The organism is Acinetobacter sp. C32I (genome assembly GCF_023702715.1).
In the GTDB taxonomy this organism is placed as follows: Bacteria; Pseudomonadota; Gammaproteobacteria; order Pseudomonadales; family Moraxellaceae; genus Acinetobacter.
This window is the reverse complement of record NZ_CP098480.1, coordinates 2,387,453-2,410,412: the sequence shown is the minus strand read 5'-3', so window position 1 is coordinate 2,410,412 and position 22,960 is coordinate 2,387,453. Positions and strand designations below refer to the sequence as shown.

Sequence of the window (22,960 nt, the reverse complement as noted above, 5' to 3'; positions counted from 1 at the left end):
AAAAAACAACAGCTAAAAAATATTCGTTAAAATCCTTTTCTTTGTTCTTGACATTGCTTATGAAAGAAACAAGAATGCTTTCTCAAGTTTTATATGTGTTTATTTGATCACCCTTCGAATAAATGTCATGGCTTGCAATGGACATTCTTTCTAGCCGAGAGAATGATTTTTTGAAATATGCTTATCCCAGCACATTTTGATTCGAGATGTCATCAAGTTTATACGGCTGATGAGTCTCAGAAAATTTTTCCTATTGCAGCAAAAACGAGTAGAATACGCACACTTATAAGAAGTGCAAAAGTTAATGAATGAACACAATTTATGTCTCCCATAAATTGTGCAAAATACTAGGGTGAATCACGTTGGAACTTTTATCTGGTGGTGAAATGCTCGTTCGTGCGCTTGCGGACGAAGGCGTAGAGCATGTTTTTGGGTATCCAGGCGGCGCTGTATTACATATTTATGATGCGCTATTTCAACAAGACAAAATCAACCATTACCTCGTTCGTCATGAGCAAGCTGCCGGTCATATGGCAGACGCATACTCACGCGTAACAGGTAAGACAGGTGTGGTACTGGTCACTTCTGGACCGGGCGCAACCAATACCGTCACTCCAATCGCAACAGCCTACATGGACTCAATCCCAATGGTGATTCTGTCTGGTCAGGTTGCAAGCCATCTGATTGGAGAAGATGCATTCCAAGAAACAGATATGGTTGGTATTTCTCGTCCAATCGTAAAACATAGTTTCCAAGTGCGTCACGCTAGCGAAATTCCTGCAATTATTAAGAAAGCATTCTATATTGCTGCGTCTGGCCGTCCGGGTCCAGTTGTGGTTGATATTCCGAAAGATGCGACCAATCCTGCGGAAAAGTTTGCCTACGAATATCCTGACAAAGTGAAGATGCGTTCATATCAGCCGCCTTCACGTGGTCACTCGGGTCAAATTCGCAAAGCGATTGATGAGTTGATTACGGCTAAACGCCCAATGATCTATACCGGTGGTGGTGTGGTTCAAGGCAATGCGTCTGGCTTATTGACTGAGCTTGCACATTTATTGGGTTATCCAGTTACGAATACTTTAATGGGCTTAGGTGCTTTCCCTGGTAATGATCCACAGTTCGTGGGCATGTTGGGGATGCATGGTACTTATGAAGCCAACATGGCGATGCATAATGCAGATGTGATTTTGGCCATTGGTGCACGTTTCGATGACCGTGTAACCAACAACCCTGCAAAATTCTGTACCAATGCAAAAGTCATTCATATTGATGTTGATCCAGCAACCATCTCGAAGACCATTATGGCGCACATCCCAATCGTGGGTGCTGTAGAGCCTGTACTTCAAGAAATGTTGGCGCAACTCAAACAAATGAATGTATCTAAGCCAAACCCTGAAGCAATTGCGGCATGGTGGTCTCAGATCAATGAATGGCGCAAAGTACACGGCTTACGTTATGAAGCAGGTCAAAATGGTGTAATGAAACCTCAGCAAGTGGTTGAGGCATTAGATCGTGCGACCAATGGTGAAGCCATCATTACTTCTGACGTGGGTCAGCATCAGATGTTTGGTGCAAACTACTATAAATACAAACGTCCGCGTCAGTGGATTAACTCAGGTGGCTTAGGCACCATGGGTGTAGGTTTGCCGTATGCGATGGCTGCAAAGCTTGCATTCCCAGACCAGCAAGTGGTTTGTATTACTGGTGAAGCATCGATTCAGATGTGTATCCAAGAATTATCGACCTGCAAGCAATATGGCTTGAATGTAAAAATTCTCTGCTTAAACAACCAAGCCTTGGGCATGGTGAAGCAGTGGCAAGATATGAACTACGAAGGACGTCATTCAAGTTCTTATGTAGATTCATTACCTGATTTTGCCAAGTTAATGGAAGCGTATGGTCATGTTGGTATTCAGATTAACCACGCTGACGAGCTCGATTCTAAATTAGCTGAAGCGATGGCAATTAATGATAAATGTGTATTCATTAATGTCATGGTTGATCGTACAGAACATGTTTATCCAATGTTGATTGCAGGCCAGTCCATGAAGGATATGTGGTTAGGTAAAGGAGAGCGTACATAATGAGACATATTATTTCTGTACTCGTTGAAAACGAAGCTGGTGCGCTTTCTCGTCTTGTTGGCTTATTCAGTCAACGTGGCTACAACATTGAAACACTGAATGTTGCACCAACAGAAGACGAAACCCTATCGCGTTTAACCTTAACGACTTATGGCGATGATCATAAAATCGAGCAGATTACCAAGCAACTGAACAAATTGGTTGAAGTGGTAAAAGTGGTTGATCTCTCAGAAGGTTCGCATATCGAACGTGAGTTGATGCTCATCAAAGTGAAAGCATTGGGTGCTGCACGTGCGGAAATCAAACGTACAGCGGATATCTTCCGTGCGCAAATCGTTGATGTGACACCGACGACCTATACCATTCAGATTGCCGGTACCACTGAAAAGATTGATGGTTTTATTGATGCACTCGCAGAAAATACCATTCTTGAAGTTGTACGCTCTGGTGTTTCAGGCATCGCGCGTGGCGAAAAAGTTTTAACAATTTAAGTTTTTAAAAACCCTCATCCCAACCTTCTCCCAGAGGGAGAAGGAGTTCCCTCTCCTTGGGGAGAGGGTTAGGGTGAGGGGGAAATACCCAACATATTTTAAAGTTTTCATGGAGAAAACAGATGCAAATTTTTTACGATAAAGACTGTGACTTATCAATCATCCAAGGCAAGAAAGTTGCAATCATTGGTTATGGTTCACAAGGCCATGCGCATGCACTTAACTTGAAAGATTCTGGCGTAGACGTAACTGTTGGTTTACGTGCTGGTTCTACTTCTTGGAAAAAAGCTGAAAACTCAGGTCTTAAAGTTTCTGAAGTTCCAGCTGCGGTTGCTCAAGCTGACTTAGTCATGATTTTGACGCCAGATGAGTTCCAATCTCAACTTTATCGTGATGTGATTGAACCAAACATCAAAGAAGGTGCAACTTTAGCATTTGCTCATGGTTTCTCTATTCTTTATAACCAAGTTGTTCCACGTAAAGACCTAGACGTAATCATGGTTGCACCGAAAGCACCTGGTCACACTGTACGTTCTGAATACCAACGTGGTTCAGGTGTTCCTGATTTAATCGCGATCCATCAAGATGCTTCTGGTAATGCACGCAACGTTGCACTTTCTTATGCTTCAGGCGTAGGTGGTGGTCGTACAGGTATCATCGAAACTTCTTTCCGTGAAGAAACTGAAACTGACTTATTTGGTGAGCAAGCAGTTCTTTGTGGTGGTGCCGTTGAATTGGTTAAAATGGGCTTCGAAACTTTGGTTGAAGCTGGTTATGCACCAGAAATGGCTTACTTCGAATGCTTGCATGAACTTAAGTTAATCGTTGACTTGATGTTCGAAGGCGGTATCGCGGACATGAACTATTCAGTATCTAACAATGCTGAATATGGTGAATATGTGACTGGTACTGAAGTCATCAACGAACAGTCTCGTGAAGCAATGCGTAATGCGTTGAAACGTATTCAGTCTGGTGAATATGCGAAGATGTTCATCCAAGAAGGTGCGTTGAACTATCCGTCAATGACTGCACGTCGTCGTCAAAACGCTGCACACGGTATTGAAGTAACAGGTAACAAGTTACGTGCGATGATGCCTTGGATTCAAGCGAACAAAATCGTAGATAAAGAGAAAAACTAAGTTTTAGTTTAATCTTTAAAAGCCCTTGTTTGTACAGGGGCTTTTTTATTGGGTAATCCTGATGCTGCGTGCGTTAGCGAAGCATAGCTTCACTCTTACGCAGGGGAAAAGCGATGCTTTTCTATTTCCCTGCTCATGCCTTGGATTCAAGCGAACAAGATTGTTGATAAAGAGAAAAACTAATTTCTCGAATCAATTGATTTGAACGCGAAGACCCACTCTATTTGAGTGGGTTTTTTATGTTTATCTTTACGTGCCTCAAAAAGATGAAAGCAGTGCTTTCATCTTTTTTCGTACCTTGGATTCAAGCAAACAAAATCGTAGACAAAGAAAAGAACTAATTTTTTCTAAGTCAAATAAAGACCCTTGTTTATTCAAGGGTTTTTTTATGGAAAATCCTAATGTTACGTACGTTAGCGAAGCATAGCTTCACTCTTGCGCAGGGGCCTTACGAAGCGATGCTTCTCATGCTTTTCTATTTCCCTGCTCATGCCTTGAATTCAAGTAAACAAAATCGTAGACAAAGACAAGAACTAATTTTTACTCTGAGTTAAACAAAAAATCTTGTCGAAGATAAACAAGGTTTTTTTATGGGGTGCGATAACAGAGTTATAACAATATAGATGAATAAATCAGCTTATATTGTTTATGTTTTAATCATATTGCTGAGGATGAGCAGTTCGGATTCAAGCTAAAAAAGTGTTGCATGCTTTGGGGTGTCTGCACGACTAAAAATAAACACATTGTAATGACTTAAAAATTAAAATGATTTAGCAAAAATAAATGAGTCTTTTGGTCAAAAAAATGAAATAAAAAAACAAGATTTTTCATTGGTTTGAAATGATTATGTGCTTTTATTCTATTGATTTATAAAGTGAAAAAGACTTGACCTTATGCTAGATGATGTTATTGTTAAGGAAAGTTTATGAATACACTATTCATGACTTCTTTGGGTGTGAAACGTCGTTCGGATTTCGAGCATTTTGCTCATCATATAAAAAAAAGTACTGAATAATCATGGAAGTCCTTTATGGTTCACGTTGATTACGATAGCACATTGGTCATCGTTTCCATTTTGGTTGCAGTCGTGACATGTTACGTTGCAGTATCGATGGAAGAACTCGTCTTTAAGGGTGCTTATAAAAAGTTTGAAAAAAGCATTTTGATTGCGAGCGGGCTAATCTTAGGCTTAGCCATATGGTCAATGCACTTTGTGGGAATGCTGGCTAGCCATTTGCCAGAAGGCTATCATTTTGATGTTAATTTAACCATACTATCTTATTTAATTGGTGCTGCGGCTTCGATTTTTGCCGTTTGGCTCACTTCAAGACCCACTTTACCGATCCCTCGTTTAATCCTTGGTGCTGTATTCATGGGCTTGGGAATATCTGGGATGCACTATACGGGGATGGCCGCATTGATGGTAGAACATCATGCCATGCATTATGATCCGCTTTTGGTTCTGTGTTCTGTTCTCATTGCAATTAGTGGTTCTGGTCTGAGTTTCTTCTTTATTTTTAAATATAAAACCGCAGTGACATACCGGACCTTACTGAAAGTTGTGGTTGCTGTCCTCATGGCCTTAAGTATCGTTGGGATGCATTACACGGGTATGGCGGCAACTTATTTCGATGAAAGTTTGGCGCAAATACTGACGTCAGAACATACGGAACAAAGTGTCTTGCTGTTTACCATTATCTTTATTACCAGTCTTGTTCTGGTGGCGGGTTTTGCCGTTGCAGTGCTTGAGGCCCGACTCGAAGAGAGAAATGAACAACTCACCTTAATCAATAAAGAACTAGCGACTCAATCTTTACATGATGCATTGACCAAGCTCCCAAATCGTTTGTATCTGACCGAACATGCAGAAGTGGTGTTTAACCATCATCGTTTAAATGGGCAAAAAGCGGCATTTCTGTATATTGATTTAGATCGTTTTAAATCAGTGAATGATGCTTTTGGCCATCATATTGGCGATCAGCTCCTGATCCAAATGGCAAACCGTTTATACAATAAGCTGGATTCGAGTCATAAGTTGTTTCGGATTGGCGGTGATGAGTTTGTCTTAATTTCTGAAGATACCGATATTAATGAAGCGATGCAGCTTTCAGAAGATATTTTGCACTACATTCAGGAAACCTATCTGATTGCGGCAAAGGATATTAATATTTCTGCCAGTGTCGGGATTGCCATGTATCCTGAGCATGGTTGTAATGTACAAGACCTGTTGATTAATGCCGATGTCGCGATGCTGATCTCCAAAGATCAAGGCCGTAACACCTATACCATGTTCCATTCCATGTCCGATCAGCAAGATGTACGCAGTCAGTCCAAACTGATTAATGACTTGTATAAGGCTGTTGATGAGCAACAGTTTGTCTTGTTCTACCAACCCAAATTTACTTCGAATTATGAGGTCTGCGGGGTGGAAGCACTGATTCGATGGAAGCATCCAACCCTAGGACTACTGACCCCACAAATGTTTATTGAAGGGGCAGAAAAAACCGGTTTGATTATTCCGATGGGATATTGGGCACTGGAACAAGCCTGCCAACAAATCCAGAAGTGGGAACGAAGTAAGAGTCCGTTTTATCCAATTGCTGTTAATCTTTCTGCACTACAATTTGAAAATAAAAAGCTGTTTAGTGTCCTCGAACAATTATTAGAACAATACCAAATCCAACCCCATCACCTCATTCTTGAAATTACTGAATCTACAGCCATGCATCATATTGATTCCAGTATTCGTACTTTGGAGCGCCTGCGTAAGCTCGGCATTCGCATTGCCATTGATGACTTTGGTACAGGCTATTCAAGCTTCTTATATTTAAAAGACTTGCCTGTAGATGAACTTAAAATTGACCGCGGTTTTCTGATCGACCTCAAACCGAATTCTAAAGAAGAAGCAATTCTGGAAAGCATTATCCATTTGGCTGCAAAACTGGGTTTGGTCGTAACAGCAGAAGGCGTCGAAACACAGCAACAAGCAGACATCCTAACCAGTTTAGGTTGCAACCAGTTACAGGGCTATTTATTGGGTACGCCTGTCAATGTGGAAGGTTTGGTATTGCATCGTTATCAACATTTTGCATGATCAAGCTGCATGGGAATTAAAAAAGGCTGCCTAGATGGCCGCCTTTTATTTGTGTAGATGAGTGACATTTATTCAGAACGTGGCGCTAACCACTGCGTTACCACAGGCCAGACCAGTTCTGGTGCTTGGCTGCCTGAGACCAGCCCCATATGTCCGCCGGGAACAATTTCAAATTGCTTGTCGCTACTGCTGATTAAATCCATCAGTGGACGTACTGCTTCCGCAGTTACGATAATGTCGCTACTGCCGCCAATTGCCAGTACTGAACAATCAATATCTTTTAGATTTGCACTTTGCTCACCAAATTGAACCGAACCCGTCGATAGTTCATTATCAATCCAGAAGCGCAGAATAATATCGCGCATTACACCGCCTGGATAGGCCAGCATATTGTCGACAAAGGAGCTTGAGGTGGCGTGGTTAATCACAAATTGGCGATCATTCAGGTTTTTTAACAGATCCCAATAGTTTTTAAAGTTTCCGATTGGATCGGTGAGTTTAAATCCCAGCGTATTTTGCCAGCCATGAATATGGAACACTCGGCTCGGCACTTGATGAATACGGAACTTGGTATTACTCCGAATCCATTGCGCAGGTACGGTAAGACGCTGATAAAACTTACCCATATAACCTGATTTATGCGTGTTGATAGGTGAAGCCAAGATCATCAGATTCTGGATGTTTTTATCTTTGAATAGAGCGGTATAACACAAGGATAAAGCGCCGCCTAGACTCCAGCCAAACAGTGAAAGTTGTTGCTGACCGCTATGCTCACGAATCTTTTCGATAAAGTCGGGCATAAACGTTTTCACGTAAGTACCAAGATTATATTTGGCTTGGCGTAGGCTCGGGGTACCCCAGTCAATCAGATACACATCAAAACCTTGGGCCAGAAAATAGCGCACGAGGCTGCGATTTGGAAATAAATCATAGATCAGCATATTGGCAGCCAGAGGGGGCACAATCACCAAGGGAATACGATGCTGGGTTGTGTTCTCCGTTGCCGCTGTATAGTGACGTAGGCTGATAATTTCACGTTGATACACAATATCAAAAGGTGTGCTTCCAGAAAGCGCAAGTTGATGCCCACGTAAAATGCGATCAGTCGCATTCGAGAAGATATGGCGTGCCTGACGTCCGCTACGGCTATTCAGCAATTTTTTCGCAGTTTGCGAGTTGAGAAGACGACGTTTAACTTTTGGCAATTGAGTCATGTGAACCTAACGCTCGAAGCTTGCTATTCAATAGCCGCATATTAGAAGAAAAAATAAATTTGCTCAGTGACTCATTTACTGAACTTATCTTTCAAAATGATCAATTCGGTGAGAAGTGAACATCTACTAGAGTTGAAATAATGAAAAATATGTAAAGTATGCTTTACATTATGTTGTGTGCTAAATATACTGATGTAAAGCTTACTTTACATGGTGTGGTATGAATTATTCTCGGAATTTGTTGCAGCTGCTGATCGCGATTGCAATCTATGTGGTGGTTTTGATCGGCTCATTAAAAGTTTTAAATTTTATTGATCAACAATGGCTTAAAATTGTTGTTTCATTAACGCCAATGTTGCCGGCATTGCTGATTGCATTTGTGATTATTCAACAATTCAAACGTTTTGATGAACTGCAACAGAAGATACAATTACAGGCGCTTGGCATCAGCTTTGTAGGCACATCTCTGATTACGTTTAGTTATGGCTTTCTGGAAAATGTGGGCTTTCCAAAACTGACCATGTTTATCATTTGGCCGATGATGGCGATGCTTTGGTCAATTGCAACCGCCGTAGGAACTTGGAAATATCGATGAAAAATAATGTACCCCAGTTGAGAAAAGACAAAGGCTGGTCGCAAAGCGACTTGGGGGATCATGTCAGTGTATCGCGGCAAACCATTAATGCCATTGAAAAAGAGCGCTATGACCCGAGTCTAACGCTTGCCTTTAAAATTGCTCATGCATTTGGGTTGAGCATTGAACACGTGTTTCTTTATGAGGACGAATAAGTCTTTAGGGGCTGATGTGTAGATGTAAAAGCGGATAGGGGTTTCCCTGACCATCGAGCTCTGAACGACTCATCGTCTGAAATCCCATTTTTTGATAAAACTGAACGGCTTGTAGATTCTGCTCATTCACATCAACTTTATAGATCTGAAGTTGTGTGACTGCAAAATCGAGTAGGGCCTTGCCGATCCCCGATCTTCGATATTCTGGCAGAATAAACAGCATTTCAATATTGTCGCTACTGCTGCCAAGAAAGCCGACAATTTTATGCTCAATCACATATTTATATAGTGCAACATGATGAAAATATTCATTCATGATCAGTGGCTTGAGCTCTGCAATCATCGCTTCAGGTAAAAAGTCATGCGTCGCTCTGACCGATTTTTCCCAGATGTCTAATAAGGTTACATGGTCTTGTTGGGTCGCTTTGATAATCATAGATTTACTTCAGTCATCGCTACTTATTCAAGTTCTAACTGATCATCGTCCTTGGTCAGTTTGATTTTCAGTTTCTTGTATTTACGTTTATTCGGATCGAGTGCGGAATTTAGGACTTCGTTAGAAAAGTTTTGGTCTTGCATGAGGGTGGTATAGGCTTTATACCCGAGAATAATTCGTGTTGGTTGATATCCATTCCGTGTCACATAATAATGAATCATTTGATTTAATTCAGTTAACAGACCGACATCGCTCATTATTAAATATCACATTTAAGAGACCTATACAGCATAGTCTATAAAAGAAAACTTATCTAGCTGATGTTCATTGATTTTTTCTGAATTATTAAACTGTCATAAAAACGTCATCTAAAAACATTATCGTGATTTATATAATAAAAACTAAATAATAATAAAAATGCTTCCACACGTATCAGAATAAATTTAAATCATGGTGAATGAAGGGGAAGGGCTGAGAAAAACGAGGAGCGATTTATATGCAGGAGAAAGCGTTTACATTAAGAGAGAGCAAGCCACTAAGCCATCGTTTAAGTGTATTGCTTGCAGCTTATCAGGCATTTTTGGCAGCTAAAGGTTTGGTCAACAGCGAATTTAGCCGTCTGATTTTTGTTGAAAACTACACTCAAACCCTGAAATTTAAAATTTATGATGATGATTTAAAGAAACAGCTCATTGATGAACTGGAACGCTTTAGCGCTTTTCAATAATTCAACCTCCATCCACGATTTAAAAAAATAGTTCAAGTTGAGTCTCTCTATCTTTTTGATTTTTATCGGGTCTATTAAAAAATAGATTGAGCGCTAAATATATGGAATTGCATATATATGAATATTCATATATAAAAGGTCTATTCTCTTATTAAAAGATCAAGTGCAATGGACGACATCACGATTTACCACAATCCTGCGTGTGGAACTTCACGCAATACACTGGCTTTGATTCGCAATACTGGGGTTGAGCCGACCGTGATTGAATATCTGATTCACCCACCAACAAGGGATGAGCTGATGGGTTTGATTCGGGATGCACAATTAACGGTCAGAGAAGCAATCCGCCAGAATGTCGAGCCTTATCGTAATTTGTCACTTGATCGAGACGATTGGAGCGATGCTCAACTGATCGAGTTTATGCTTGAATATCCGATTCTGATCAATCGTCCCTTTGTGGTCACGACTTTGGGTACACGTTTATGTCGGCCATCGGAACGTGTACTCGACATTTTACCTTTCCCTCAAAAAGGTGCATTTCGCAAAGAAGATGGTGAACAGGTGATTGATGAACATGGTCAGCGAATTCAGTAAATCTTAAGCCCGAAAATTGAAGATCTAAATAGGAAACTGAAATGGAAGCTGTCGCTTTTTTTAAGTGTTTATCTGATGAAACCCGACTCAATATCGTAATGTTGGTTGCCCAGCATCAAGAGTTATGTGTATGTGATCTGACTGAAAAATTACAATTGAGTCAACCGAAAATTTCGCGTCATCTGGCTTTATTACGTGCATCAGGTTTGTTGCAAGATCGCCGTCAGGGGCAATGGGTGTATTACCGGATCAATCCGCAACTTCCCGCATGGGGGCATGAGGTTCTGTCGGTTTTAGATACGCAAGCGGTGACCTTATTACCAAGTTTGCAAAGCTTGGTATCAAAAAGTTGCTGTGATTAAAAAGCCATGCAGACCCTTTCCTTTTTAGATCGTAACCTGACGCTCTGGATTTTTATCGCCATGGCTTTAGGTGTTGCGATAGGTGTGTTTATCCCGCAAGCCTCGGTCAGCTTAAACCAAATGAGTGTCGATTCAGTCAATATTCCAATTGCGCTGGGTTTGATTTTGATGATGTATCCACCCTTAGCCAAAGTGGATTACGCCACACTACCGCAAGTGTTTAAAGACAAAAAAACTTTAAGCTTGTCTTTAGTGCAGAACTGGGTGATTGCACCTGTGCTGATGTTTGCATTAGCCATTCTTTTTTTGCATAGCTATCCAGAATATATGACTGGACTGATTTTGATTGGTTTGGCCCGTTGTATTGCAATGGTCTTGGTCTGGAACGGTTTGGCTTGTGGTGATAATCAATATGTCGCAGCCTTGGTCGCTTTCAATAGTATTTTCCAGATTCTATTCTTTAGCACCTATGCTTGGTTATTCCTAACATTTTTACCGCCTTACTTTGGGATTGCAGGGCAAGTGATCCATGTTGATTTTTGGACCATTAGCCATGCGGTGTTGATCTATCTCGGTATTCCATTTTTACTTGGGTTTTTGACCCGTTTAATCTTGGTCCGTGCCAAAGGTTTACAGTGGTATCAGCATGTTTTTTTGCCCAAGATCAGTCCGCTCAGCTTGTTGGCATTGCTGTTTACCATTGTGGCGATGTTTAGCCTGAAAGGTGCTGAGGTTGTGAGCTTGCCTTTGGATGTGCTTCGTATCGCACTTCCATTGACCATATACTTTGTCGTGATGTTCTTCATCAGCTTCTTTATGAGTAAATGGATGGGCAATGACTATGCGAAAACCACCGCGATTTCATTTACTGCAGCAGGCAATAATTTTGAGTTGGCGTTGGCTGTTGCAATTGCGACCTTTGGTTTGGCTTCACCTGTCGCTTTTACCACGGTGATTGGGCCATTGATTGAAGTCCCTGTGTTGATTGCGCTTGTCAGTGTGTCTCTGTGGTTAAGAAAGAAATATTTCTCTAATAGATTGGATTAGCACTTTATTTAGAAAATTATATTTAAAGTATAAATTGGTAAGGCTAAAAAATAAAAAGCCTCAGTTGCCTAATTCGGGGTATCGACAACTGAGGGTAAACTGAGGGCTATATAAAATAGCAAATTTTATTTAATAATGAATAATGCAATTCATTATTAATGTGTGTTTTGAATAAAAAGCCTCAGTCGCCTAATTCGGGGTATCAACAACTGAGGGGAAACTAAGTTTTTATAATGTATCTGTCTTTTTTTAATAATGGAATAGTTTGGGTGAAAAATGCATATTATGTTTAAATTTATGGTAGATAATGTTTAATGTGTTGAGATTGATAATGAGTGAGTTATTTATATAGTTTTTTAGCCTTTTCAATAGAATAGCTTTTAATTGAACTGCGTTGTTCACGAATATAATCACTTGGTTTTTTACCTGTCCAGCCAAAAAAAGCCCGAGAAAAAGCACTAATATGGCTATAACCCAGTAAATCAGAGATTTCTTGAATATTACGATTTGAGTCAATCAACTTTTTGGCAAGCTCAAACTTCTTTGATTGTAGTAGTGCAGAAAAAGTTGTGTTGGCAAGTGCTAATTCTCTTTTTAAGGTTCTTTCTGAGAGTTTTAATTTTTCAGCGACATCAGTTAGGCTTGGAAAACCGACACCAGGGGTAAATTTGAGTTGTTGGTTGACTTTTAAAATAATCTTATTGTCTAGATCTTGGTAGAAAAGGTATTCCTTATTCACCATTTCTATTGCAAGTTGATAAGCGCTATTTGAGTTAAACGTCAGTGGTAGATCCAAACATTTTAGATCAAAGCTAATCTGATTGTGCTCTTGATTAAAATGCATCATGGGTAAGCGCTTTTCATAAAATGAATGATAATCCTCTTTATCCCAGGTCACATGCATATTAATTCCGGTTAAATTAAAATTAGTGATCATTTGTAAGTTATTAATAATATCAACCAAAGCACTTTCGATAAAAAATTTATTAACAGAATTTTTTTTGCTTTCATTGAGTTGAGGTGAGAGCTGATACAGTGGATTAAGCCTTAGAATGATTTTATTATTTTTATTTAGAACGGCTAAATCCATTTTATGAATACGCATACTATAATATTTTTGTAAATCAATAAGGACTTTGCCGATTGAACTATTAGTAATTAATAGAAACCCAAGTGCACCATGTGTGGTGGGTTTACAATTTAAACCAAATTGATAACCCACACCTTTATCGGGTAAAAGCTCTAACAAATGAATAATAATCTCTGTCCATTGGTCAAAACTAATACGTTCCTGTTTATTATTATCAGTAAGTAAAGATAAAGGGATTTGGCAATAGCGAATAACTTCAGCTTTGGGGACACCAAATGTGGTTGCGGTATCCACAAGTAATTTTAGGTAATCATTATGGATGTTAAGTAACTGTTTTTTCATAGCATAGGAATAGAAAAGGTGTCGAATGTCGAGATGACACACTTATACCTGAGCCTAAATATACAGTTGTGATTTATCTTAAAATAGTCCCATTATGTTTATTATTTTTGTTTAATATGTATTTTATTATGCATTATGGGAATACTTCATTAAAATTACTAAAAATGTGACGCAATTGTTAAATATTGGGCTTAATTGTTAATAGTGTGTAGGTTTTGTTTATTTAAATTTGTACGGGTTAGAATCCTCTAAGAAGTACTGATTATGAATAAAATTTATCGTTTGGTCTGGAATAAAAGTCTAAATTTATGGACTGTTGTTTCTGAAAATGCACGCGGCGTCACAAAAAAACGTAATGTAGCTGCGAATATATCTATAAAAACAGAGACCACCTCATCTGCTGCAACATATCAACAAACTCTGCTTAAACCTAGCTTAATTGCACTTACGATTAGTTCAGTATTCTGGAGCGTAGGTGCTTTTGCTGCTGTCAATACTGGGGGCGGGACTTCAAATAATAGTTCAAGCATGGCCATTTCACCGTCTTCATCACAATGTGGTACTGGGGTGAATGAAGCAACTATCAGTGGTGGTAATGGTACAGCGGTGGGATGTGGTAATGATATTGCTGGCACTAACGCTGCATACCAGCAGGGTGTTGTCAATCGCCGTGGTGCAGGTAATGTTGCTTATGGTACAGGAGTAGCTACAGGCAACCAAGGAGGAGTATTTAGTTCTTCAACAGCTGTAGGCCGTCAAAATACAATTCGTGGTGTAGGAGGAGCAACTGTTGTTGGGGCTGCTAATAATTCAACCACATCTTCAAACTTTCATAATGTTTTGATCGGACAGGGGAATAGTACAGCTGGTGCAGGTGGTTACAATACTTTAATGGGGATTGGTAACCAAGTGGTAGATGCCTCTAATGCGACATCTGATGGTACTGGAGTAGGTACCAACAGCATTGCAATTGGTGTGGCTAACCGTGTCACAGGTCAGACCGCGATTGCGTTTGGACGTCAGAGTTATGCCGATGCTGATTATGCGATTGCCCAAGGGAATACTGCGACAGTCAATACTGGTGCAACGGGCGGGATTGCACTCGGATATTCTGCAACAACCAGTGGACAACGTGGTATTGCGATTGGTAGTAGTGATGGTCTTAGAAACTATGATCCGAATAATGCACCGAATGCAGCAGGCGTTGACTCGATTGCGATGGGAACGCGATCTAAAGCAACAGGTAATGAAACCATTGCGTTAGGTCGACAAAGTACTGCAACCAATGAACGGGATATTGCTGTAGGACGTAATGCAACAGCACAAGGACGCACAGAAAATGGAACAATTTTTACGGCAATAGCTGTAGGTGATGGGGCGAGTGCAACCAATAAAAATACAATTGCGATGGGTGAGTCGAGTGAGGCTTCTGGTGATGGCTCAGTCGCTGTTGGTGGAGATACGCAAGCTACAGGTGATTTTTCTACTGCGACAGGTAATGATGCTAAAGCAACTGCTGACTTTGCGACCGCAACAGGAAATGCAGCCGAAGCAACAGGTGTAGGGGCAACGGTAACAGGTTCAAATGCAAAAGCCAGTGGTGAGACGGCAAGTGCTTTTGGTGCATTAGCAAATGCTATAGGTAATGAGGCGACAGCCATCGGTGCGGGTGCTCAGGCAAGCAGCGATTTTACTGTGGCATTAGGTGCAGAATCTCAAGCACGAAGTAATGGTGATATTGCGGTCGGTTTTAATGCAGCCACTGCGGCTGGAACAACTGGCGATAATATTGCGATGGGGAATGGTGTAACCACAGGGGCAACTGGTAAAAATGTTGCCATTGGCTCGGATGGCACCACAGCCAACTCAGAAACAGCCTCAGGTGGTGCAGTCGCGATTGGCCGAGATCAAGTTGCCAATGGTGATGGTGCAGTCGCCATCGGTGATCCAAACCGTGCCAGTGGTAGTGGTGCGGTTGCTTTAGGTAAGGACAATACTGCCGCTGGGGATACAGGTGCAACGACTTTGGCCAGTGGAGCAGTTGCAATTGGTAATACCAACCAAGCCATTGGTCAAGGTTCAGTGGCAATCGGTAATACATCCAATGCGGCAGCAGCAGGCGCGATCGCTTTGGGTGATACCGCAAATGCACAGGCAAGCCGAGGTGTAGCGCTGGGTTCTAATGCCGTGGCAACTAATGCGGATGATGTAGCATTGGGTTCAGGTTCAGTTACTGCAGCAGCCAATCCAACCGCGAACGGGACAGTTGGAGATATTACTTATAACTATGCAGGTACCAGTCCGAGCAGTGTAGTCAGTATTGGTAGTGAAGGTAATGAGCGCCAAATCACCAATGTGGCAGCAGGTCGTGTCAGCGAAAGCAGTACAGATGCAATCAATGGTTCACAGCTTTATTCAACCCAACAGGCTTTAGGTAATCTGGCAGATTCTACTGCAAATCATTTGGGTGGTGGTTCAACCGTGAATCCAGATGGTTCTATAACCGCACCAAGCTATATTGTGAATGATACTCCAATCAATAATGTGGGTGCTGCGATAGAAGCTTTGGATCAGGGTTGGAATTTACAAAGCAATGGTGCTGGTGCAGATGCCATTAAGGCAGGAGACATAGTTGATATCGGTACGGTCGATGGTGAAGAAAATCTCACAGTCACTAAGAATGGCAACACGATTCAATATGGTCTCAACAAAGACCTGAAAGTGGACAGTGTGACTGCGGGCGATACGGTTATTAACGACAACGGTGTCACCATTACTAATGGCCCAAGTATCACCAAGTCAGGGATTAATGCAGCAGGGAATACAATCAGTAATGTTGCAGATGGCACAGCACCAAGTGATGCAGTGAATAAAGGGCAGTTGGATAAAGCTGCTGCAGCCTCGAAGACCGAAGTGACTCAAGGCAAGAACATCACCGTTTCTAAAACCACGGGAGCAGATGGGCAAGACATCTATAACGTAGCAACAGCGGACAATGTTGACTTTAACAATGTCACTGTAGGTGATGTCACGATTGATGGCAGCACGGGCAAGATCAGTGGTGTAACTGCGGGCGAAGTCAGTGCAACATCCGATGAAGCGATCAATGGTAGCCAATTGGCAGGAACAGCCAAGAGCGTATCTGATGCTTTAGGTGGTGGTTCAGTAGTGAATCCAGATGGCACTGTCAGCGCACCAAGCTATACCGTGAATGGTGTAGAAAGCAACAACGTTGGCGCAGCGATTTCAGAACTGGATAAAGGCTGGAACTTGCAAAGCAATGGTGCCAATGGTGCAGCAATCAAAGCAGGTGATACAGTTGATATCGGTACAGTCAATGGTGAAGAAAATCTGACGGTGACTAAAGCAGGCAACACCATTCAATATGGTCTCAACAAAGACTTAAAAGTGGACAGTGTGACTGCGGGCGATACGGTTATTAACGACAACGGTGTCACCATTACTAATGGCCCAAGTATCACCAAGTCAGGGATTAATGCAGCAGGGAATACAATCAGTAATGTTGCAGATGGCACAGCACCAAGTGATGCAGTGAATAAAGGGCAGTTGGATAAAGCTGCTGCAGCCTCGAAGACCGAAGTGACTCAAGGCAAGAACATCACCGTTTCTAAAACCACGGGAGCAGATGGGCAAGACATCTATAACGTAGCAACAGCGGACAATGTTGACTTTAACAATGTCACTGTAGGTGATGTCACGATTGATGGCACCACGGGCAAAATCAGTGGTGTAACTGCGGGCGAAGTCAGTGCAACCTCGGATGAAGCGATCAATGGTAGCCAATTGGCAGGAACAGCCAAGAGCGTATCTGATGCTTTAGGTGGTGGTTCAGTAGTGAATCCAGATGGCACCGTCAGCGCACCAAGCTATACCGTGAATGGTGTAGAAAGCAACAACGTTGGCGCAGCGATTTCAGAACTGGACAAAGGCTGGAATTTACAAAGCAATGGTGCCAATGGTGCAGCAGTCAAAGCAGGTGATACGGTTGATATCGGTACAGTCAATGGTGAAGAAAATCTGACGGTGACTAAAGCAGGCAATACCATTCAATATGGTCTCAACAAAGACTTAAAAGTGGATAGCGTGACTGCGGGCGATACCGTCATTAACGACAATGGTGTCACCATTACTAATGGCCCAAGTATCACCAAGTCAGGGATTAATGCAGCAGGTAATCCAATTACCAATGTCGGTGCAGGTGTAAATGATACCGATGCAGTGAACAAAGGTCAGTTGGATGATGCCGCGGCAGCAGCGAAAACTGAGGTTGAAGCGGGCAAGAACATGACCGTAGAAAGCCGTACAGGTACAGATGGTCAGACCATCTACGAAGTTGCGACAGCTGATGATGTGTCATTTGATTCAGTCCAAGTGGGCGATGTGAACATTGATGGGTCGACAGGCAAGATTAGTGGCGTTACAGCTGGCACGATTGCCGCAGGTTCAACCGAAGCGGTTAATGGCGGTCAAATCCATGGCATTGCGGATAGTGTCAAAAACTCGATTGGAGGTGAAACAACGCTGAATCCAGATGGTTCGATCACTACGGCTAATGTCGGAAATACGGGTCAAGATAATATCCATGACGCGATCAACTCTGTACGTGGGACCGCAGTTGCTGCGAAAACTGAGGTTGAAGCGGGCAAGAACATGACCGTAGAAAGCCGTACAGGTACAGATGGTCAGACCATCTACGAAGTTGCGACAGCTGATGATGTTTCATTTGATTCAGTCCAAGTGGGCGATGTGAACATTGATGGGGCGACAGGCAAGATTAGTGGTGTAACTGCGGGCGAAGTCAGTGAGACTTCCGATGAAGTCATTAATGGTAGCCAATTGGCAGGTACAGCCAAGAGCGTATCCGATGCTTTAGGTGGCGGTTCGGTAGTGAATCCAGATGGCACAGTCACAGCACCAAGCTATGAAGTCAATGGAGAAACAGTTCGTAATGTTGGCGCTGCGATTTCAGAATTGGACAAAGGCTGGAACTTGCAAAGCAATGGTGCCAATACAGGTGCAGTGAAAGCTGGCGATACGGTTGATATTGGCACAGTTGCAGGCGAAGAAAACCTGACGGTGAGCAAAGATGGCAACACGATTCAGTACGGTCTCAACAAAGATCTGAAAGTGAATAGTGTGACAGCAGGTGATACCCGTTTAGATACCAGTGGCGTAACCGTAACGGATGCAGTGGGTAATAGCAGTTCGATTGTTGCTGGTGGTACTGTTGTTAAAGATGCACAAGGCAATAATACAGCGATTACTGCAAGTGGAACCACGGTTAAAAACGCACAAGGCGATACCACCCTTATTAACAGTACGGGATTAGGTTTTACCGATGCAGCAGGTAATCCGACAGGACCTCGTGTTGATCGTACTGGTATTGATGCAGGCGGTTCTAAATTGACCAATGTTGCAGATGGTACGGTTGCAGCAGGCTCTAAAGATGCGATCAATGGCGGACAACTCAATGACAGCATCACGTCAACAGGCGATATCTTAGGCGGTGGTGTGACCAATGAAGGCGGTAAGCTGAATGGTCCATTTACCGTGAGCGGTAAAGGTTACGATACGGTTGCCGATGCAATTCAAGCTGAAGCAGCAGCAGCGAAAACCGAAGTTGAAGCGGGCAAGAACATGACCGTGGAAAGCCGTACAGGTGCAGATGGACAAACCATCTACGAAGTTGCAACCGCAGACGATGTGTCATTTGATTCAGTCCAAGTGGGTGATGTCAACATTGATGGCACGACAGGTAAGATCAGCGGCGTCGCAGATGGCACAATTGCCGCAGGTTCAACTGAAGCGATTAATGGTGGTCAAATCCATGGCATTGCAGACAGTGTCAAAAACTCAATTGGTGGTGAAACGACGTTGAATCCAGATGGTTCAATCACAACGGCCAACGTGGGGAACACAGGTCAAAACAACATCCATGATGCGATTGACTCAGTTCGAGGTCAGGCCGTTGCAGCTAAAACCACGGTGACCGAAGGCGACAATATGGTGGTGACGCAATCCACTAATCCAGATGGCAGCACCAACTATGAAGTTGCAACAGCACGCGATGTGGACTTTGATTCAGTCCAAGTCGGTGACGTCAACATTGATGGCGCAACAGGCAAGATCAGTGGTGTAGCAGATGGCACGATCGCAGCAGGCTCTAAAGATGCGGTCAATGGCGGACAACTCAATGACAGCATCACGTCAACAGGCGATATCTTAGGCGGTGGTGTGACCAATGAAGGCGGTAAGCTGAATGGTCCATTTACCGTGAGCGGTAAAGGTTACGATACCGTTGCCGATGCGATTCAAGGCGAAGCTGCTGCTGCAAAAACCGAAGTTGAAGCGGGCAAGAATATGACCGTAGAAAGCCGTACAGGTGCAGATGGACAAACCATCTACGAAGTTGCGACAGCAGACGATGTGTCATTTGATTCGGTTCAAGTCGGTGATGTCAACATTGATGGCACGACAGGCAAGATCAGTGGCGTTGCAGATGGCACGATTGCCGCAGGTTCAACTGAAGCGATTAATGGTGGTCAAATCCATGGCATTGCGGACAGTGTCAAAAACTCAATTGGTGGTGAAACGACGCTGAATCCAGATGGTTCAATCACAACGGCCAACGTGGGGAACACAGGTCAAAACAACATCCATGATGCGATTGACTCAGTTCGAGGTCAGGCCGTTGCAGCCAAAACCACGGTGACCGAAGGTGACAATATGGTGGTGACGCAATCCACTAATCCAGATGGCAGCACCAACTATGAAGTTGCAACAGCACGTGATGTGGACTTTGATTCAGTCCAAGTCGGTGACGTCAATATTGATGCAGCAACAGGCAAGATCAGTGGTGTAGCCGATGGCACGATTGCGGCAGGCTCTAAAGATGCAATCAATGGTGGTCAGCTCAATGACAGCATCACATCAACAGGCGATATCTTGGGCGGTGGCGTGACCAATGAAGGCGGCAAGTTGAATGGTCCATTTACTGTGAGCGGCAAAGGCTACGATACGGTTGCCGATGCGATTCAAGGTGAAGCCGCAGCCTCTAAAACGGAAGTGACCGAAGGTAAGAATGTCACGGTGACTAAAACGACAGGTGCAGATGGTCAAGATATTTACAACGTTGCGACCAAAGATGACGTGTCCTTTGATTCAGTCCAAGTGGGTGACGTCAACATTGATGGCGCAACAGGCAAAATCAGTGGTGTAGCCGATGGCACGATTGCCTCAGGTTCAAAAGATGCAATCAATGGTGGTCAGCTTAATGACAGCATCACATCTACAGGCGATATCTTGGGCGGTGGCGTAACCAATGAAGGCGGCAAGTTGAATGGTCCATTTACCGTGAGCGGCAAAGGCTACGATACGGTTGCCGATGCGATTCAAGGTGAAGCAGCAGCTTCTAAAACGGAAGTGACTGAAGGCAAGAATGTTACGGTGACTAAAACGACAGGCGCAGATGGTCAAGACATCTACAACGTTGCGACCAAAGATGATGTGTCCTTTGATTCAGTCCAAGTCGGTGACGTCAACATTGATGGCGCAACAGGCAAGATTAGTGGTGTAGCAGATGGCACGATTGCCGCAGGTTCCACTGAAGCGATTAATGGTGGTCAAATCCATGCTATTGCAGACAGTGTCAAAAACTCAATTGGTGGTGAAACTGTATTGAATCCAAATGGATCAGTAACGACCAGCAATGTGGGGAACACGGGTGAAAATAACATCCATGATGCAATTGACTCGGTTCGTGGTCAGGCCGTTGCAGCCAAAACCACGGTGACCGAAGGTGACAATATGCTGGTGACGCAAACCAAGAATGCTGATGGTAGCACCAACTATGAGGTTGCCACTGCAAAAGATGTGAAATTTGACAGTGTTACCTCAACAGATGCAGAAGGGAATGAAACCATTCTGGATGCCAAAGGTGTGAGCTTAAAAGATCAAGCTGGAAACACCACGATTCTTGGTCAGGATGGTCTTGGTTTCGCTGACCCGATGGGGAATAGCGTTGGTCCACGTATCAGTGCAAGAGGCATAGATGCAGGCAATACGGTGATTACAGGTGTTGCAGCAGGGCGTATTGCAACTGATTCACAAGATGCAATCAATGGCAGCCAGTTAAAAGGTGTTGCGGATAGTGTTGCAGGAGCGATTGGTGGAGATACCACGGTGAATCCTGATGGCAGCATTAGCACAAGCAACATTGGCGGAACGGGTAAAGACAACATCAATGATGCAATTGGTGCTGTGGGTAAAGCCGCACAAGAGGCCAAAACCACGGTAAGTAAAGCGGCTGGCGACGAAAATGTCACAGTTAGAAGTCGTCCAAATGCTGAAGGTGGTACAGACTTTGAAGTTGGCCTATCGAAGGATATTAAAGTCGATAGCGTGACTGCGGGTGATACGGTCATCAATGGCGATGGTTTAACCATTGCGGGTGGTCCAAGCGTGACAAAAGACGGCATTGATGCAGGTGATAACAAAGTCACGGGTGTTGCCGATGGTACGGTCGCGGCAGGTTCTAAAGATGCGATCAACGGTGGTCAATTGCATGGTGTTGCTGACAGCGTGAAAAACGTGGTCGGTGGTAATGCCAAAGTGAATCCAGATGGCTCAATTACGACCAGTAATGTGGGTGGTACGGGTGAAAGCAACATTGATGATGCGATCAACTCTGTTCGAGGTGCGGCTGCAGCAGCCAAATCGACGGTCAGCAATAAAGATGGCAATATTTTAGTCACGCCAACCGCCAAAGATGATGGCAGTAAGGACTTTGAAGTCGGTCTAGCCAAAGACATTACCGTAGACAGTGTCACGGCTAAGGATGTCAATGCTAATCAGGTCAATGTGGGCGGTGCTGGTGGAACCACAATTGCTGCTGATGGCGTGCGTATCGTTGATGGGCCAAGCATGACCAAAGAAGGCATCAATGCGGGTGGCAAGAAAGTCACAGGTGTTGCCGATGGTGCGATTGCCAGCGGTTCTCAAGATGGCATCAATGGTGGGCAGTTACATCGTTCTTATGAAGATGTTGGCAAGGCGCTTGGTGGCGGCGCGGGTTACGACCCAAGCACAGGCTGGAAAGGGCCAAGCTATGAGGTTGCTGGCGGAAAATATGACAACGTTGGTGATGCCTTAGGTGCAGTGGATAACCGTGTGACCAATCTTGGTGATCAGTTACAACAAGCCTTCTACGATACCAACAAGCGTATGGATAAGCTGGAAGACAAAATGTCTGCAGGTATTGCTGCAACTGCTGCACTTGAAAATGCGCCATTTGTTCCTGGTAAGGTCACCATGGCGGCAGGGGCGGCATATTACAACGATCAAAGTGCGATTGGTGTGACTTTCCGTAAAACAGCCGACAATGGCCGTTGGTCACTCACGACGGGGGCGGCAATGGGAAGCCAAGGCAATAGTCCACTTGTTCGCGTTGGTGTCAGCACCATCATTGATTAAGTCTTTTGAGGAGAGCCGTTTTGGCTCTCCTTTCTTCAAACAATAATTAAGTGAGA

General features: G+C 43.3%; 15 protein-coding genes. 11 read left to right on the top strand and 4 right to left on the bottom strand.

The features are described 5' to 3' along the window. The first annotated feature begins 362 nt into the window (after positions 1-362). From NDN13_RS11480 to NDN13_RS11465, 4 genes are all read left to right on the top strand, one after another. Positions 363-2,087: an acetolactate synthase 3 large subunit gene (locus tag NDN13_RS11480; protein WP_251115553.1), complete on the top strand. Its 1,725-nt coding sequence runs from the start codon at positions 363-365 to the stop codon at positions 2,085-2,087. Beyond that, positions 2,087-2,578, top strand: a complete 492-nt coding sequence (gene ilvN, locus NDN13_RS11475) for an acetolactate synthase small subunit (protein ID WP_004655854.1) — start codon at positions 2,087-2,089, stop codon at positions 2,576-2,578. The genes NDN13_RS11480 and ilvN overlap by 1 nt, the downstream gene beginning before the upstream one ends. Positions 2,579-2,700: 122 nt before the next feature. Next, positions 2,701-3,717, top strand: a complete 1,017-nt coding sequence (gene ilvC / locus NDN13_RS11470) for a ketol-acid reductoisomerase (RefSeq protein WP_004655853.1) — start codon at positions 2,701-2,703, stop codon at positions 3,715-3,717. Between the two features lie 1,030 nt (positions 3,718-4,747). Further along, positions 4,748-6,811 carry a putative bifunctional diguanylate cyclase/phosphodiesterase gene (locus tag NDN13_RS11465; RefSeq protein ID WP_251115552.1) on the top strand — a complete coding sequence of 688 codons (2,064 nt, stop codon included), beginning with the start codon at positions 4,748-4,750 and terminating at the stop codon, positions 6,809-6,811. A gap of 68 nt (positions 6,812-6,879) precedes the next feature. Here the strand turns inward: NDN13_RS11465 and NDN13_RS11460 are convergent, their stop codons facing one another. Beyond that, entirely contained in the window at positions 6,880-8,025 is a 1,146-nt protein-coding gene (locus tag NDN13_RS11460) for an alpha/beta fold hydrolase (protein WP_016543099.1), read from the bottom strand. A 220-nt stretch (positions 8,026-8,245) separates the two neighbouring features. Between NDN13_RS11460 and NDN13_RS11455 the strand changes: the two genes are divergently transcribed. Continuing rightward, entirely contained in the window at positions 8,246-8,620 is a 375-nt protein-coding gene (locus tag NDN13_RS11455) for a hypothetical protein (protein ID WP_251115551.1), read from the top strand. Beyond that, positions 8,617-8,814, top strand: coding sequence for a helix-turn-helix transcriptional regulator (locus tag NDN13_RS11450; protein WP_251115550.1), 198 nt, complete (start codon positions 8,617-8,619; stop codon positions 8,812-8,814). Before NDN13_RS11455 ends, NDN13_RS11450 begins: the two co-directional genes overlap by 4 nt. A 4-nt stretch (positions 8,815-8,818) precedes the next feature. On the opposite strand, the gene NDN13_RS11445 is transcribed toward NDN13_RS11450, so the two are convergent. Beyond that, a complete protein-coding gene (locus tag NDN13_RS11445) occupies positions 8,819-9,250 on the bottom strand; it encodes a GNAT family N-acetyltransferase (protein WP_251115549.1) in 432 nt (143 codons plus the stop codon). 23 nt (positions 9,251-9,273) lie between these two features. Beyond that, entirely contained in the window at positions 9,274-9,507 is a 234-nt protein-coding gene (locus NDN13_RS11440; protein WP_251115548.1) for a hypothetical protein, read from the bottom strand. Between the two features lie 239 nt (positions 9,508-9,746). Here NDN13_RS11440 and NDN13_RS11435 point away from each other — a divergent pair, with 239 nt between their 5' ends. The 4 genes from NDN13_RS11435 (at position 9,747) to arsB (ending at position 11,980) form a co-directional block, all read left to right on the top strand. Then, positions 9,747-9,977 carry a hypothetical protein gene (locus NDN13_RS11435; protein WP_251115547.1) on the top strand — a complete coding sequence of 77 codons (231 nt, stop codon included), beginning with the start codon at positions 9,747-9,749 and terminating at the stop codon, positions 9,975-9,977. A 168-nt stretch (positions 9,978-10,145) separates the two neighbouring features. After that, a complete protein-coding gene (gene arsC, locus NDN13_RS11430; protein WP_251115546.1) occupies positions 10,146-10,571 on the top strand; it encodes an arsenate reductase (glutaredoxin) in 426 nt (141 codons plus the stop codon). 41 nt (positions 10,572-10,612) lie between these two features. Next, complete coding sequence (locus tag NDN13_RS11425) at positions 10,613-10,933, top strand: metalloregulator ArsR/SmtB family transcription factor (protein ID WP_251115545.1); 321 nt, start codon at positions 10,613-10,615, stop codon at positions 10,931-10,933. Positions 10,934-10,939: 6 nt separating this feature from the next. Then, entirely contained in the window at positions 10,940-11,980 is a 1,041-nt protein-coding gene (arsB, locus tag NDN13_RS11420) for an ACR3 family arsenite efflux transporter (RefSeq protein ID WP_251115544.1), read from the top strand. 340 nt (positions 11,981-12,320) lie between these two features. Here arsB and NDN13_RS11415 read toward each other — a convergent pair whose 3' ends face one another. Further along, entirely contained in the window at positions 12,321-13,412 is a 1,092-nt protein-coding gene (locus NDN13_RS11415; RefSeq protein WP_251115543.1) for an AraC family transcriptional regulator, read from the bottom strand. 264 nt (positions 13,413-13,676) lie between these two features. On the opposite strand from NDN13_RS11415, the gene NDN13_RS11410 reads away from it, so the two are divergent. Further along, positions 13,677-22,904 (top strand): ESPR-type extended signal peptide-containing protein, encoded by a 9,228-nt coding sequence (locus NDN13_RS11410; protein ID WP_251115542.1) that lies wholly within the window; start codon positions 13,677-13,679, stop codon positions 22,902-22,904. The last annotated feature ends 56 nt before the right edge of the window (positions 22,905-22,960 follow it).

Coding starts and splice junctions, on each gene's coding strand:
- NDN13_RS11410 (WP_251115542.1), top strand. CDS start 13,677: ATGAATAAAATTTATCGTTTGGTCTGGAATAAAAGTCTAAATTTATGG.
- ilvN (WP_004655854.1), top strand. CDS start 2,087: ATGAGACATATTATTTCTGTACTCGTTGAAAACGAAGCTGGTGCGCTT.
- NDN13_RS11465 (WP_251115552.1), top strand. CDS start 4,748: ATGGTTCACGTTGATTACGATAGCACATTGGTCATCGTTTCCATTTTG.
- NDN13_RS11435 (WP_251115547.1), top strand. CDS start 9,747: ATGCAGGAGAAAGCGTTTACATTAAGAGAGAGCAAGCCACTAAGCCAT.
- NDN13_RS11445 (WP_251115549.1), bottom strand. CDS start 9,250: ATGATTATCAAAGCGACCCAACAAGACCATGTAACCTTATTAGACATC.
- NDN13_RS11450 (WP_251115550.1), top strand. CDS start 8,617: ATGAAAAATAATGTACCCCAGTTGAGAAAAGACAAAGGCTGGTCGCAA.
- ilvC (WP_004655853.1), top strand. CDS start 2,701: ATGCAAATTTTTTACGATAAAGACTGTGACTTATCAATCATCCAAGGC.
- NDN13_RS11460 (WP_016543099.1), bottom strand. CDS start 8,025: ATGACTCAATTGCCAAAAGTTAAACGTCGTCTTCTCAACTCGCAAACT.
- NDN13_RS11425 (WP_251115545.1), top strand. CDS start 10,613: ATGGAAGCTGTCGCTTTTTTTAAGTGTTTATCTGATGAAACCCGACTC.
- arsC (WP_251115546.1), top strand. CDS start 10,146: ATGGACGACATCACGATTTACCACAATCCTGCGTGTGGAACTTCACGC.
- NDN13_RS11455 (WP_251115551.1), top strand. CDS start 8,246: ATGAATTATTCTCGGAATTTGTTGCAGCTGCTGATCGCGATTGCAATC.
- NDN13_RS11415 (WP_251115543.1), bottom strand. CDS start 13,412: ATGAAAAAACAGTTACTTAACATCCATAATGATTACCTAAAATTACTT.
- NDN13_RS11440 (WP_251115548.1), bottom strand. CDS start 9,507: ATGAGCGATGTCGGTCTGTTAACTGAATTAAATCAAATGATTCATTAT.
- arsB (WP_251115544.1), top strand. CDS start 10,940: ATGCAGACCCTTTCCTTTTTAGATCGTAACCTGACGCTCTGGATTTTT.